This is a genomic window from Terrisporobacter othiniensis (assembly GCF_000808015.1).
Lineage (GTDB): Bacteria > Bacillota > Clostridia > Peptostreptococcales > Peptostreptococcaceae > Terrisporobacter > Terrisporobacter muris.
The window spans coordinates 1-15,000 of sequence record NZ_JWHR01000029.1; the positions used below are offsets into that span (position 1 = coordinate 1).

Annotated in this window: 15 protein-coding genes and 1 pseudogene; 15 read left to right on the plus strand and 1 reads right to left on the minus strand. The window is 27.8% G+C overall.

Going from position 1 to position 15,000, the window contains the following annotated elements; genetic code table 11:
- From QX51_RS20965 to QX51_RS02215, 12 genes and pseudogenes are all read left to right on the plus strand, one after another.
- Window positions 1-341: pseudogene (locus tag QX51_RS20965) on the plus strand (hypothetical protein); the annotation flags it as partial.
- Between the two features lie 390 nt (window positions 342-731).
- A complete protein-coding gene (locus QX51_RS02165) occupies window positions 732-2,747 on the plus strand; it encodes an NEAT domain-containing protein (protein ID WP_039678274.1) in 2,016 nt (671 codons plus the stop codon).
- A gap of 10 nt (window positions 2,748-2,757) precedes the next feature.
- A complete protein-coding gene (locus tag QX51_RS02170) occupies window positions 2,758-3,384 on the plus strand; it encodes an NEAT domain-containing protein (RefSeq protein WP_039678275.1) in 627 nt (208 codons plus the stop codon).
- Window positions 3,385-3,387: 3 nt separating this feature from the next.
- On the plus strand, window positions 3,388-3,936 hold the full coding sequence (locus QX51_RS02175; RefSeq protein ID WP_039678276.1) for a class D sortase: 549 nt from the start codon (window positions 3,388-3,390) through the stop codon (window positions 3,934-3,936).
- Window positions 3,937-3,984: 48 nt separating this feature from the next.
- On the plus strand, window positions 3,985-4,863 hold the full coding sequence (isdE, locus tag QX51_RS02180) for a heme ABC transporter substrate-binding protein IsdE (protein ID WP_039678277.1): 879 nt from the start codon (window positions 3,985-3,987) through the stop codon (window positions 4,861-4,863).
- The gene (locus QX51_RS02185; RefSeq protein WP_039678278.1) at window positions 4,853-5,851 is read left to right on the plus strand and encodes a FecCD family ABC transporter permease; all 999 of its coding nucleotides are present in this window, start codon (window positions 4,853-4,855) and stop codon (window positions 5,849-5,851) included. The genes isdE and QX51_RS02185 overlap by 11 nt, the downstream gene beginning before the upstream one ends.
- On the plus strand, window positions 5,845-6,618 hold the full coding sequence (locus QX51_RS02190) for an ABC transporter ATP-binding protein (protein ID WP_039678279.1): 774 nt from the start codon (window positions 5,845-5,847) through the stop codon (window positions 6,616-6,618). Before QX51_RS02185 ends, QX51_RS02190 begins: the two co-directional genes overlap by 7 nt.
- An 11-nt stretch (window positions 6,619-6,629) precedes the next feature.
- Window positions 6,630-7,016: a DUF454 family protein gene (locus QX51_RS02195; protein WP_039678280.1), complete on the plus strand. Its 387-nt coding sequence runs from the start codon at window positions 6,630-6,632 to the stop codon at window positions 7,014-7,016.
- Window positions 7,009-8,781, plus strand: coding sequence for an ABC transporter ATP-binding protein/permease (locus tag QX51_RS02200; protein ID WP_039678281.1), 1,773 nt, complete (start codon window positions 7,009-7,011; stop codon window positions 8,779-8,781). Before QX51_RS02195 ends, QX51_RS02200 begins: the two co-directional genes overlap by 8 nt.
- Window positions 8,774-10,447: an ABC transporter ATP-binding protein gene (locus QX51_RS02205; protein WP_039678282.1), complete on the plus strand. Its 1,674-nt coding sequence runs from the start codon at window positions 8,774-8,776 to the stop codon at window positions 10,445-10,447. The genes QX51_RS02200 and QX51_RS02205 overlap by 8 nt, the downstream gene beginning before the upstream one ends.
- Window positions 10,448-10,458: 11 nt before the next feature.
- Window positions 10,459-10,752 carry a nitrous oxide-stimulated promoter family protein gene (locus QX51_RS02210; protein WP_039678283.1) on the plus strand — a complete coding sequence of 98 codons (294 nt, stop codon included), beginning with the start codon at window positions 10,459-10,461 and terminating at the stop codon, window positions 10,750-10,752.
- A 202-nt stretch (window positions 10,753-10,954) separates the two neighbouring features.
- Window positions 10,955-11,722 (plus strand): ATP-binding protein, encoded by a 768-nt coding sequence (locus QX51_RS02215; RefSeq protein ID WP_039678284.1) that lies wholly within the window; start codon window positions 10,955-10,957, stop codon window positions 11,720-11,722.
- A 44-nt stretch (window positions 11,723-11,766) separates the two neighbouring features.
- Here QX51_RS02215 and QX51_RS02220 read toward each other — a convergent pair whose 3' ends face one another.
- The gene (locus QX51_RS02220) at window positions 11,767-12,183 is read right to left on the minus strand and encodes a Fur family transcriptional regulator (protein WP_039678285.1); all 417 of its coding nucleotides are present in this window, start codon (window positions 12,181-12,183) and stop codon (window positions 11,767-11,769) included.
- Between the two features lie 229 nt (window positions 12,184-12,412).
- Here QX51_RS02220 and QX51_RS02225 point away from each other — a divergent pair, with 229 nt between their 5' ends.
- Genes QX51_RS02225 through QX51_RS02235 form a run of 3 tightly spaced genes read left to right on the plus strand, consistent with a single transcriptional unit; the run spans window position 12,413 to window position 14,845 of the window.
- Window positions 12,413-13,342, plus strand: a complete 930-nt coding sequence (locus QX51_RS02225; RefSeq protein WP_039678286.1) for a metal ABC transporter substrate-binding protein — start codon at window positions 12,413-12,415, stop codon at window positions 13,340-13,342.
- A 25-nt stretch (window positions 13,343-13,367) separates the two neighbouring features.
- Window positions 13,368-14,054, plus strand: a complete 687-nt coding sequence (locus tag QX51_RS02230; RefSeq protein ID WP_039678287.1) for a metal ABC transporter ATP-binding protein — start codon at window positions 13,368-13,370, stop codon at window positions 14,052-14,054.
- A gap of 2 nt (window positions 14,055-14,056) precedes the next feature.
- Window positions 14,057-14,845 (plus strand): metal ABC transporter permease, encoded by a 789-nt coding sequence (locus tag QX51_RS02235; RefSeq protein WP_039678288.1) that lies wholly within the window; start codon window positions 14,057-14,059, stop codon window positions 14,843-14,845.
- Window positions 14,846-15,000 lie beyond the last annotated feature (155 nt).

Consider the following 15,000-nt stretch of genomic DNA (forward strand, 5'->3'; position numbering starts at 1 on the left):
ATGAAAAACCTTTAAATATAATACGGAAAAGGATTGGTAAATTTTGTAATGCCAAGATAAAATTTATTGACTCAGGAAATTACCATTATGTTTCTTATTTAATGTTGGAAAAAATTAAGGAGCCATTCATCTTGGTATTGTTTGATCATCATACAGATATGCAACCTTCATTTTTTAGGGAACTAATGTCTTGTGGTTGTTGGGTTAAAAAAACATTAGATAATAACAAATTTATTGAAAAAGTAATAATTATAGGAGCTAAAGAAATTATAATTGGGAAGAGTTTTCAAAAGAAAATATTAATCTACCCATATATATTTCTATTGATAAAGATATTATAAACTCTAAAGAAGCTATAACTGATTGGGATCAAGGAAGTTTAACATTAAAAGAATTAAAGGAGATTTATATAGGTATATGTAAAAAACATGAAATAATAGGTGTTGATATTTGTGGTGACTCATCTTATGATAATAAAATATTTTCAAATAATTATAATGATGAAATAAATAATAGAAGTAATAAAGAAATATTAAACATGATAGAAGAAGAGTTTGACTATGAATTAGCACCTAATATGTAGAGAAAGAGCTAGGTATATTAAATTTATTAATATATTTAGCTCTTTTTTCTATATATGTTAATAAAAATGATAACTATTATTTATTGACAATGATTCTCAATGATGATAAACTAATATTACAAAATGATTCAGGGAGAGAGGAAATACTATGATAAGAAAAGGAAAATTAGTAAAAAATACAGCAATAGCTTTAGCAATAATGTCGGTATTTGGGAGTACATTAACACCAGTAAGTGCTGCTGAAATAATGAAAAGCTCTACAGCAATAACTCAATACGTGGAAGGTACGTATGATATAAATGCAAAATTAATAAAAGATACTTCGGATGAAGACTCTATGGCCAATGGATATTTGGAATCTACTAAGATACAAATCTCTAATAATAAGATATATATGATAATGAAATTTACTAGTGGAAGCTTATTAAAGGAATTAAATCCTAGTGTAAATGGAGAAGCAGTTAAAGGGAATATAACTACAGATAGTTCAGACGATACTAAAACTGTAAAATTTGAAATAAATTCTTTAAATGATAACATAACATTAGGTGTAAAAATAAATCCTTTCGGAAGTTTTGTGGTAGATGCAGAGTGTAGGATAAAAGTTGAAAAAGCAGAGATACCTACACAACCAACAACTCCGGAAGAAGATGACGCAGTTACTTCTCCAACACCAAGCGTACCAGACGAAGATGAAAATGATAAAGAAGAAGTGAAAGAAAATGAGAAAACTTTAAACACTGTTTTAAAACATGAAACTGAAGATAAAGATTCATCAGCAAATAGATATTTAGAATCAAGTAAATTAAAAGTAGTAGATAATAAAAAATACATGGTGATTAATTTTAATAGTGGGAACATGTTTACAGCTATGAAAGCTTCAGTAAATGGAAAAGAAGTTGAAACAAAATTTGAATATGATAAAAAAAGTGATATAGCAACAGTGGAATTTGAAATATCTTCTTTAGAAGATGAAATGTTATTAACTTTTACATATAACACACCAATAGGAAGCATGACACATTCAGCTAGAATTCAATCTAAGATTGAAGAGTCAGGAAATGAAGGAGAAGTAACACCTCCAAGTGATAATGAAGACGATAATACTGGATTAGGGGATTCAAATAATGATTCTGGATCTGATAGTAATTCAGGAAATGGGTCAAGTAACGGATCTGGATCAAATTCAGGTTCATCAAACTCAAATGGTACTTATAAAAATGGATATTATCAATTAAAAAATATAGTTCATAGTGACAATGCTGTAGGATACCAAATGGTAAGAAGTTTATTAAGTGAAACTACTAACATGGAAGTTAAAAATGGAAAAACTTATATAACATTAAGAATGTCTTCATACAGCTTAATGGGTGATATAAGTATGAAAGTTAATAATAAAACAGTTAAATTTACTAAAAATGTAATAGATAATGATACTGTTGAATTTAGCTTAGAAGTTCCAAATCTAAATGCAAAAATAACAATGAATATGTTTGTAACAGCAATGAATCAAACTGTAAGCTTTGGTGTTTCTTTTGATAAAAGTACAGTTAAGTTCATAAGTTCAAATGAAGAACCAACTATACCTAATACAAATGGTGGAAGTATAAATAATGGTGGAAATAATAACTCATCATCAAATAATAATTCAACTAGTGGTTCAAATGATATAGTAGCAGAAAACACAACTGTAAAAGGTAAATTATATACTATAAAAAATGAAATAATATCAGACAGTGCAACTGGAAAAGAAATGGCTAGAAAATACTTAAACTCTACTACAAAGATAGAAGAGATTAATGGAAAAATGTATGCTACATTAACATTTACAGGTGTTGATTTAATGAGCAATCACAAAATATACGTAAATGGAAGTTTAGTAAATTATACTGTAACATCTAGTAGCTCAAGCTCAAAATCTATAAGATTTGCTATACCAAATGTAAATGCAGATATAAAAGTGCAAGTCCATGTAATCCCAATGAACTCAACAGTTACATTTGGAGTTAAACTATTAGAAGATACATTAACATTTGTAAAAGATTTTGAAGTGCAAAATGGAAAACTTCCACAAACAGGTAGTGCTTTTGGTAGTGAGATGATACTAGGGTTTGGTGGATTATTAACTGCAAGTGGAGTATTACTTAGAAAAAAAAGAAAGTAGGAATATATAGATGAAGAAAATTAAGCAATTATTTCTTATAGCTATATTTTCTCTAATAATAAGTGCACAAGGAATAGTAGCAAGTGCAGCTGAAATTAGTGAATTAGAAAGTGGCATTTATGAAATAAGCAATGATGTTTACCATGAACAAGAAATTGGAATGAATATGGCTAGACAATATTTAGATGAAAATATGACTTTAGAAAAAAGTAATGGTAAATGGTATTATACAGTGAAATTTAGTGGAACTAATTATATGAATAACCATAGAATATGTCTTAATGGTGAAGAAATTGATGTTGAAACATTGAATGAAAATAAAGATGAAAATACAATAGAATTTAAATTTGAAACAGACTCTATAACTCCAAATCTAAGCACTAAAATATATGTAGATGCCATGGAAAGAGATGTTGAATTTGACATAATTCCAAAGGAAGATACTTTAAAATTAGTACAAGCCATAGAAGAGCCTAAAGAAGAAGTTGAAGCAAAAAGCACATCTAATGAAGATGCAAAAGATGATAAATCAGCAGATGAGGGTAGCAAACCTTCAAGTAAAACATTCTTCATAGGTGCGTCAGTAGTACTAGTCATAGTTATAATAACATTATTTTTAAGAAGATTAAAAAAGTAGTTTATGAAAAATAAAATTTCAAAAATTTTAATTTCTATGGGCCTATTAATTATAATAGGCTCTTTAACTCTAATTACTTATTCTAAGTATGTAGATAAAAAAGCTTTAACATCCTTTGAAGAAAAAATAGAAAATAATGAAGTTATAACTAAAGTAAATCCTGGAGACGAAATTGGAATTATAGAAATAGAATCTGTTAATTTAAAAAATGTAATAGTAGAGTCTACTGATAATAAATATTTAAGATATCATGTAACTCATTTTGAAGAAAGTGCAATGCCAGGGGAAGAGGGCAATTTTGCGCTAGCTGGACATAGTAGTACTTATTATACCAATCAAGTATTTAATGAAGTTCACAAGGTGAAAGTTGGAGATAAGATAAAAATAAAAACAGTAAATGATGAATTTACTTACACAATAACTGAAACTAGAGTTGTCGAATCAGATGAAATAGACGTGTTAAATCAAGATATGAGCAAAAAAGAAATTACCTTAGTAACTTGTACTAATGGTGGCAAACAAAGGTTTATAGTAAAAGGTGAAATTAAATAAGAAATTATAAAAGAAATTATTGTTAAGTTAAAGAAAGGGAAGGTAAAGATGAGCTTAAAGAAAAAAATAGTTGGATTACTTTCATTAACAACATTAGCTTTAATGATAGGTTGTTCAAATGGTGAAAGTAATAAAGGCGAAATGCCTAATAGCAATAACAAAGAAGTAGTAGTTGCAACATCAGTTGCTGTAACAGAAATTTTAGATAGATTAGGTGTTGAAGTAAGTGGTGTTCCAACTACTTCCTATGAATTACCAGAAAGCGTAAAGGATGCAACAAAAGTTGGAAGTCCTATGAATCCAGATTTAGAAATAATAAAATCATTAAACCCAACTTGTGTAGTTTCTGTAGATACTTTAGGTTCGGATTTTGAAAAGAAATTTACAGAAAATAATATACCAAGCAAGTTTGTTAATTTAAGTAATGTTGACGGGCTAAAAGAAACAATATTAGATTTAGGCAAAGAATTTGATAAAAGTGAAAAAGCAAATGAAATAATAGGAGAATTAGAAAATAAGGAAAAAGAATTAACTTTAAATAATAAAAAAAGTGATGAAGAAGTTCTTATACTATTCGGTGCACCTGGATCTGTAATGGTTTCAACAGATTTATCTTACGTAGGTAATTTAGTGAAAATTGCTGGTGGGAACAATATTTTTGAAAGTGAAACTTCATCTTTCATGCAAGTGAATATGGAAGAAATAATAAAAAGAAATCCTGATAAAATTCTTATAATGACACACGCTGTTCCTGAAGAAGCAAAGAAAACTGTGGAAGAAGAATTTGCTAAAGATACTTGGCAACAACTTGACGCTATAAAAAATGATAAAGTGTATTATCTGGAAAATGGATATTTTGGAATGAGTGCCAACTTAAAAGTTATAGAAGCACTAGATAAGATGGGAGAAATCTTAAATGAGCAATAAAAGTTTAGACAGGAAAAAAACATTATACATAGTAGCATCCATAATATTTTTATTTGCTGTTTCCTTAATATCGATGAAACTTGGATCTTTAGATATATCATATAGTGAACTATTAAAAGGACTATTTACAAATTCTAGTGAAGGTAATATGTCTATTATAAGGGAGTTAAGATTTCCAAGAATTATTATTGCTATATTAGTTGGTGGAAACTTGGCTATATGTGGTGTGCTTTTACAAGTTGTTGTAAAAAATCCTTTAGCAGATCCGGGCATAACAGGAATTTCTGCAGGAGCATCACTAGTTGCAGTATTAATAATGGTACTTTTTCCAGCGCTTAATAATTTAAAATCGATATTAGCTTTTGGTGGAGGGTTAATGTCAGCACTGTTAGTATTTTCAATAGCTTATGACAAAGGATTCTCACCTCTTAGAATAATTCTAGCAGGGGTTGCTATAAATGCTATGCTCTCTGCCATGTCATCCATATTAACAACTGTAAATTCAAATGGAATATCATCAGTTACAAATTGGTTAAATGGTAGTTTAGCTACAGTTACATGGTCAGATACAAAAATGTTAGCTATTTATTCTTTAATAGGTGTATTAATATCATTTACACTAAGACAAACTTGTAACTTAATGAGTCTTGGAGATAAAACAGCAAAGAGCTTAGGTGTGGACATTAACAAACAAAGAATAATAATATCATCAGTTGCTGTTTTCTTAGCAAGTATAAGTACAGGTGTAGCAGGAATTATTTCTTTTGTGGGATTAATAGTACCTCATATAGGAAGGTTTTTAATAGGCTCAGATCACAAATATCTAATACCTTTTTCTTTCACTATGGGAGCTATGCTACTTTTAATAGCTGACACAATGGGAAGATGTTTATTTGTACCTTATGAAATACCAGTTGGTATTGTTATGTCAGTAATAGGTGGACCATTCTTTATATTCTTATTAAGAAGGAGTATTAAAAAATGTTAAGAGGAGAGAATATAAGCTTTTCTTATAATAAAGACAAAGTTTTTATAGAAAATTTAAATATAAATATTCCAAAAGGTAAAATAACTACTATTTTAGGACCAAATGGAAGTGGTAAATCCACGTTGCTTAGTATTTTATCAACTTACAACAAGCCATTAAAAGGAGATGTTTATTTAGAAGATACAAATTTAAAGAATTTGAAAACTAAAGAAATAGCAAGGCTTATTGCCACAGTTCATCAACATAATGAATCACCAGCTGATTTAGATGTGGAAACTTTAGTTAGTTATGGTAGAGTTCCTCATAGCAAACATTGTAAGAACAAAAATGAAGATGAAAAAATAGTAAATTGGGCAATTAAGTCTACAAACTTAAAGGACATAAAAAATACTAAAGTTATGAGTTTATCTGGCGGTCAAAGACAAAGAGCTTTCATAGCTATGGCACTAGCACAAAAGACAGATGTCCTACTTCTTGATGAACCTACAACTTATCTTGATATTTATCATCAAATTGAAATACTTGAACTTGTAAAAAAGTTAAACGAAGAACATAGTATAACAATAATTATGGTTCTTCACGATATAAATCAAGCAATAAAATACAGTGATAATATTGTGATTATGAAAGATGGAAAAATAATAGAAGAAGGAAACCCCAAAAAGGTTATAAATGAAAATACAATAAAATCTGTTTACAATGTGGAAGGCGTAATTTGCAATGTAGAGAAAGAAGATATGTATTTTGTTCCAACAAAAGCATGTTAGGAGGGATGAAAATGAATATAGCAAAAAAAGCTTTATTTTTAACAGTAGGTATGATTTCTTTAATACTTGGTATTATAGGCATATTTTTACCAGTATTACCTACAACGCCATTATTATTATTAACATCTTACTGTTTATTAAAGAGTAGCGATAAATTAAACGAAAAATTTATGCAAACTAAAATATATCAAAAATATGTAAAGAAATTCCAAGAACAAGGTGGAATGACTTTAAGAGCAAAACTTACTTTAACTATACCTGTGTCATTACTATTATTGTTTATGTTTATAACTATTGATAGTTTTGTAATGAGAATAATTATTGTTATCATGTGGTTGGCTAAAGTTATAGTATTTACAAAAATGAAGACAATTAAAGTGGAGGCAAGCAATGTTTAATAAAAGATTACTATCAATATGTGATAGTTCAAAAAAATGGATTGGTCTTACAGTTTTAATGAATTGGATTTCTATAATATGTAATATAGCATTAATTTTATTTATAGGAACTACTGTAGACAAATTAATAAATGGAAATTTAAATTTAAATATGATGATTACATCTATATTTATAATGGCAATGTTAGGAATAAGATTTGTGGCGAACTTCTTATCTACTAAATTTTCTCTTTACTCATCAAGTGAAGTTAAAAAAACTTTAAGAAGTACAATATATGAAAAATTATTAAGTTTAGGTGTAAATTATACAAATACAATATCTACATCTTCTACAGTTCAAATAGCAGTAGATGGTGTGGAACAATTAGAAATATACTTTGGTAGATTTATGCCTCAATTGTTTTACTCTGTAGTGGCACCATTAACTTTATTTGCAGCAATGAGTTTTATAAGTTTTAAAACAGCAATAGTACTTTTAATATGTGTACCTTTAATACCTATTACAATAATGGTAGTTATGAAAATAGCTAAGAAGTTATTAAGTAAATATTGGGGCGTTTACACTGATTTAGGAGATTCATTCTTAGAAAATCTTCAAGGACTTACAACTTTAAAAATATTTGATATTGATGAAGATAAAAATAAAGAAATGAACGATAATGCAGAGCATTTCAGAAAAATAACTATGAAAGTCTTATCAATGCAATTAAATTCCATAATAGTAATGGATATAATAGCTTTTGGTGGTTCTGCTCTTGGTATACTTATAGCAATATTTGAATTCAGAGCAGGTATGTTAAGTGCTGGAGATGTTTTAATAATAATACTTTTATCTGCAGAATTCTTTATACCAATGAGGCTTTTAGGTTCATTTTTCCATGTAGCTATGAATGGTATATCTGCCAGTGAAAGGATGTTTAAACTACTAGATACTCCAGTAGAAGAAATAAAAGCTTTAGATGCAGAACAAATAAATAAATTAAATAACATAAATATAGAGTTAAAAAATGTTGACTTTAGTTATGATAAAGAAAGAAAAGTATTAGAAAATATAAACTTAGGAATGAAAAACAATAAAATGATTGCTTTAGTTGGAGAAAGTGGATGTGGTAAAAGTACTATTACTAATTTACTTTTAAAACAAGCAAAAGTAGATAATGGAGAAATTTTATTAAATGGAATAAACTTAAATGATATACCATTTGATGTACTAACTAAAAAAGTTGGATTTATAAATCATAGTGCTTATGTTTTCAATGGAAGTATAGAAGATAACATAAGAATGGGTAAAAATGATGCAACTAACGAAGAAATATATGATGCTCTTAAAAAAGCAAATCTATATGACTTTGTAATGAGTTTACCTAATAAGTTAAAAACTAATGTAGGTGAAGGTGGTTCACTTTTATCTGGTGGACAAAAACAAAGATTAGCTTTAGCTAGAACAATAATAATAGATCCTGAAATATATATATTTGATGAAGCAACTTCTAATATAGATGTGGAAAGTGAAGAAAAAGTTTGGGAAAGTATTTATAAATTAGCTAAGAATAAAACAGTAATAGTTATATCTCATAGATTAGCTAATGTTACAAATGCTGATATTATATATGTACTTGATAAAGGGCATATTGTTGAAAGTGGAAAACATAAAGAATTAATGATGATTAAAAATAAATACTATGAATTAGTAACTCATCAACAAAACTTAGAAAATATATACAAAGAAGAAGTAGAAATAAAGGAGGTGGCAGTAAATGAATAATAGACAATCGGGATTTAAAATAATGACAAGGCTTATAAAAGTATTAAAGCCACTGGCACCTATAATGATGATTACTATATCATTTGGTGTACTTGGATTTTTAGCAGCCATAGCAATAACATCATTTGGTATGATAGCTACTGCTACGGCTTTAAATATAGATATGGGAGTTTCTATAAAAACTTGTATTTCTATAATAATTGCTTGTGGAATACTTAGAGGGGTTCTTAGATATATAGAACAATATTCAGGTCACTTTATAGCGTTTACAATACTTGCAATACTGAGAGATAAAGTTTTTAAAGCGCTTAGAAAACTATCTCCTGCTAAATTAGAAAGTAAAGAAAAAGGTAATTTAATTTCTGTGATAACAAGTGATATAGAACTATTAGAAGTATTTTATGCTCATACAGTGGCGCCAATTGCCATAGCTATAATTACATCAATAATAATGACTGTAATACTTTACAATATTAATCCTGTATATGGAGCAGTTTCAGCACTATTTTATATAGTAGTAGGATATTTAATACCTGTCATATCTTCAAATTTTGGAAAAGAAGCTGGCATGGAATATAGACAAGAGTTTGCAAAAACAAATTCACACTTATTAGAATCATTAAAGGGTATAAAGGAAATTTTATTATTCGAAGAAGGTCAAAATAGATTAAATCAAATAAATAAAAATAGTGATATATTAGATGAAAAAATGGCTGGAATTAAAAAACATGAGGGAATAATAAGAGCATTTACAGATGTAACTATAATGATAGCTATACTTACATTCTTATTTATAAGCATAAACTTATATAATGAAGGAAGTATAAATATAGGACAAGGTCTAGTTGCCATAGTAATACTTTCAAGCTCATTTGGACCTGTTGTAGCATTAAGTAATTTATCTAACAACTTAGTTCAAACTTTTGCTTGTGCACAAAGATTATTTGATATATTAGATGAAGTTCCAGCAGTAGAAGAAGTTGATGGAGATATAGAATTAGAAAGTTCTAATATAAACATAGAAAATGTAAATTTTGCATATAAAAATAGAGATGAAAATCTTTTAAAAGATATAAACTTGGAGATAAAACCAGGAGATAAAATAGGTATTCTTGGTGAAAGTGGATGTGGTAAGTCTACCTTCTTAAAATTATTAATGAGATTTTGGGATGTTAATGAAGGAAGCATATCTTTAGACAATAAAAATATTAAAACTATGCCAACAAAGACACTTAGAAGATCTCAGTCTTTAGTTACTCAAGAGACATTCCTATTTAATGATAGCATAGAAAATAACATCAAAATAGGTAAAAAAGGTGCAACAGAAGAAGAAGTTATAGCAGCTTGTAAAAAAGCATCTATACATGAGTTTATAAAGACTTTACCACAAGGTTATAAAACTAATGCAGGTGAGCTTGGTTCAAACTTCTCATCAGGAGAGAAGCAAAGAATTGGTATAGCAAGAGCATTCTTACATGATGCTGATATATTAATTCTTGATGAACCAACTAGTAATTTAGATACTTTAAATGAAGCGGAAATCTTAAAGTCAATAAACAATGAATGCAAAGATAAATCTATAGTAATGGTTTCTCATAGAAAATCAAGTGTATCAATTTGTGATAAAAAGATTTATGTTAAAAACAATACTTTAAATTTAGCTTAAGAGGAAAAATAATGGGAAGAATAGAAAAAGAAAAAAAAACCATAACTCTTATGATAAATATTTATTGTAAGAAAAAACATAAACATAAAGATGGGTTATGTGAAGAGTGCCAAGAGTTATTAGAATATGCTCATAAAAGATTAGATTTTTGTAAATTTGGTGAAGAAAAAAGTTTTTGTAGCAAGTGTCCTATACATTGCTATAAAAAGGATATGAAAGCAAAAGTTAAAGCTGTTATGAAGTTTTCAGGTCCTAGACTTATAATTTACAGCCCAATTCAATTTATAAAACATATATTTGAATAATAAATAGAACCTGCCTTTTTAGGTAGGTTTTTATTTTAAACAATATATATTTATTAAATTATAATGATGGAGATTTTTTATTTATGATAAGGAATTGAATTTTTATATAAAAAATGGTTTAATTTGACCTAAGTTTGGTATAATCTATTATAGATAGTTTACAAATAAATATAAATCTAAAGACATAAGGGGGAAAGTAACTATGTCATACAATATAGCAGTTGCAGGTAAAGGTGGCACAGGAAAAACAAGTTTAACAGGGATACTTATCGATTATCTTACTAAAGAGAAAAAGGGTGAAACTTTAGTAGTAGATGCAGATGCAAACTCTAATATAAATGATGTATTAGGTATGGAGCTAAATGGTACAATAGGAGAGATAAAAGAAAAAGCTAACCTAATGGAGCAAAAAAGAGAACAATATCCAGGTGGAATGACTAAGTCTCAATATTTAGAATATGAATTAAATTCTATTGTAGAAGAAGGAAATGGATATGATTTGCTTGTAATGGGGAGATCAGAGGGGGAAGGTTGCTATTGTTTTGTCAATTCTATATTAAAAAGGCAAATACAATTAATGTCTAATCACTATGATTATGTAGTTATGGATAATGAAGCTGGAATGGAACATTTAAGTAGAAAAACGCTTAGAGAAATAGATGATTTATTATTAATAAGTGACTGTTCAGCTAGAAGTATAGAAGCTGTTGCAAGAATAAGAGATTTAGCTAAAGAAATGGGAATAAGAGTTGGAAGAACATCATTAATAGTAAATAAAGCACCTAATGGTGAGTTAAATGATGGTATAAGAAGAGAAATAGAAAGATTTGATTTAGATTTACTTGGAGTAGTTCCTATGGATGAAATGATATTTGAATATGATTGTAATAGAAAACCATTAGTTGAATTGCCAGAGGATTCTAAAGCTAGAGTAGCAATGAAAGGTATTTTTGAAAAATTAAATGTTTAATATAAAAGAAACAGTATAAATTAAATTTATACTGTTTTTTACTTTTATAGTTTTTTTGCACACTCAGGGCATATTCCTGTAAATTCAAGATTATGACTTGTTATTGTAAAGCCTGTTTCTTCACATAAATCATTTTCGAATTTTTTTAAAGGACAGCAACTTACTAAAATAATCTTATTACATAAAGAACATACTAATTGATGTTTATGTTCTCTATTATTAATTTGGTAATATGTCTTTCCATCATTACTTAGTTGTTTTAATAAGATACCCTTATCAGTCAAAGCATTTAATGCCCTATAAATAGTTGATAGATTTATATTAACTTCCTTGGAAGTTTGTTCTAATATATCTTCAGATGTAAGGGGACTATCTGAGTTGTTAAGTACAGAAAGGATTATCATTCTTTTTTTAGTAGTCTTCAAATTAGCTGCTTTTAAAATATTATCTTCATTATTCATATATTCACATCCTTAAAATATTAAAAATAATATGTTTCTTATACTAAGATAAAGGATAAACTTATTATATGGCTTTGTCAATAAAATATAAATGCATATGATTTGCACTTGACTAATATATATATAAGTAGTATTATTTATTTAGAAAGTGCAAATGAGAGGTATTATCATTTACAACGATAATTAAAATATTTAAATATATAAGAGTATAAGGAGTGAAAAAATTAAAATGAAAAAAATAATATCCTTACTATTAGTAATACCTATGTTGTTTACAATAGGTTGTAGTAAAGAAAACAAAGAAAATGAAAACTCAGAAGGTAAGATAAAAATATATACTAGTATTTATCCATTATACGATTTTGCTAAGAAAGTTGGAGGAGACAAAGTTGATGTAACTAATTTAGTTCCTGCAGGAACAGAACCTCATGAATGGGAAATATCAACGAGTGATATTGTGAATCTAGAAAAGGCAGATATGCTTATATATAATGGAGCTGGTATTGAAAACTGGACGGATAAAGTTATTAGTACATTAGAAAATAAAGATATAGCTTATGTAAAAACTAGTGAAGGATTGGATATACATAAGATAGGTAAAAAAGATAGTCAGGAAGATAATAAACATAGTCACGGAAGTTATGATCCACATACATGGCTTAGTATAAAAAATGCAAAACAAGAAATGGAAAATATAAAAAATGCTTTAGTAAAATATGACCCTGATAATGCAGATTATTATGAAGATAATTATGAGAAATATGCTAAAAAGTTTGATGAATTAGATAAAAAATATTCTAATACATTGGGACCAATTAAAAATAAAACAATAATTGTTGCACATGAAGCCTTTGGATATTTATGTGAAGAATATGACATAAATCAAGAGGGAATAGAAGGATTAACACCTGATAGTGAACCAGATCCAGCTAGAATGAGACAAATAATTAAGTTTGCAAAAAAAAATAATGTGAAAACAATCTTCTTTGAAGAGCTTGTAAGTCCAAAAGTTGCTCAAACTATAGCAAAAGAAATAAATGCAAAAACAGAAGTATTAAATCCTCTAGAAGGTTTAAGCGAAGAACAAATAAATAATGGTGAAGATTACTTTAGTGTAATGGAAAAAAATTTAGAAGTATTATATGAATCAATGAAATAATTCATATTAAGTTTTGGAGGTATATATGAAAAATATAATATCTATTGAAAATGTATCATTTGCTTATAATAAAGAAAATGTATTACAAGATATTATTTTATCCATAGATGAAGGTGATTTTGTTGGTATTATTGGCTGTAATGGTAGTGGGAAAAGTACTCTTATGAAGCTTTTAATAGGCCAACTAAGTCCATCTAAGGGGAAAATAAAATTATTTGATGAAGATTTAGATAAAAGTAGTAAATTAGATAGAATAGGATATGTACCACAGATATCATTATCTAGTGGAGCAAATTTTCCAGCAACAGTAGAAGAAATTGTTATGGCAAACTTGTATTCTAAAATTGGATTTATGAAATTTCCTAAAAAGGAGCACAAAGAAAAAGTAAAAGCAGCTTTAAAGGTTGTAAATATGGAAGATTTTTCGAAAAGATTAATAGGAAATTTATCTGGAGGTCAGCAACAAAGAGTAATGATTGCAAAAGCTTTAGTTAGTGACCCTAAAATAATAATTTTAGATGAGCCAACAACAGGTATAGATGCTGCATCAGAAGAAAAACTATATGCTCTTCTTGAAAAATTAAACAAAGACTCTAAAATTACAATAGTAATTGTTAGTCATGATTTTGCCAAAATATCAAAATATACAAATAAAATATTTGTTGTTGAGAATAATAAAGTATCTTTAATGAATAAGGAGAATGAGGTGTAGACATGATTTTTGAATATGATTTTATGAGAAGGGCTTTTATTGTAGGCATATTGCTTGCAATTATTGTACCTTGCATAGGTATTATAGTAGTACTAAAGAGATTGTCTATGATAGGAGACGCATTATCCCATTCATCTCTTGCAGGTATTGCAGCAGGTTTAGTATTTAATATTAATCCAGTGCTTGGAGCTTTAATTGCATCCTTGGCATCTGCTTTTAGTATAGAATTTATAAGAAAAAAAATACCCAAGTACTCTGAAATGTCCATAGCAATTATTATGTCAGCTGGAGTTGGTTTAGCTGGTGTATTATCTGGGTTTGTAAAAGACTCAGCAGCGTTTAATAGTTTCTTATTTGGGAGTATTGTTGCAATAACAGATTTTGAATTATTTATGGTCATAGGAATAAGTATATTAGTTATAGTTGCATTTATATTACTATATAAAGAATTAATGTACATAGCTTTCGATGAAGAAGGAGCGAGGCTTATAGGTATACCAATAAAAACTGTCAATTTTATTTTTACAATATTAACAGCTTTTACAGTATCTATAGCAGCTAGAACAGTGGGAGCCTTAATTGTTTCTTCTATGATGGTTGTACCTGTTGCCTGTGCAATGAAATTTGGTAGAAGTTATAAACATACAGTATTGTTATCAATATTATTTGCTGTAATATTTACAATAATAGGACTTAATTTATCTTATTATTTAGGATTAAAGCCTGGCGGTACTATAGTATTAACAGGTGTAGTATTTCTTATATTAACAATAATAATTAAAAGAGATTAAAGCAGGTGAAAGATTCACTTGCTTTATTTTTTAGGTTATATCACATATATAAGAAGATAGATTTTATATAGACACACTAAGAGTAGGTAAAAATCTATTATTGTATAACTTTTTGTCTTATATATATAAATAAGAAGAAAAAAATAATATTATAG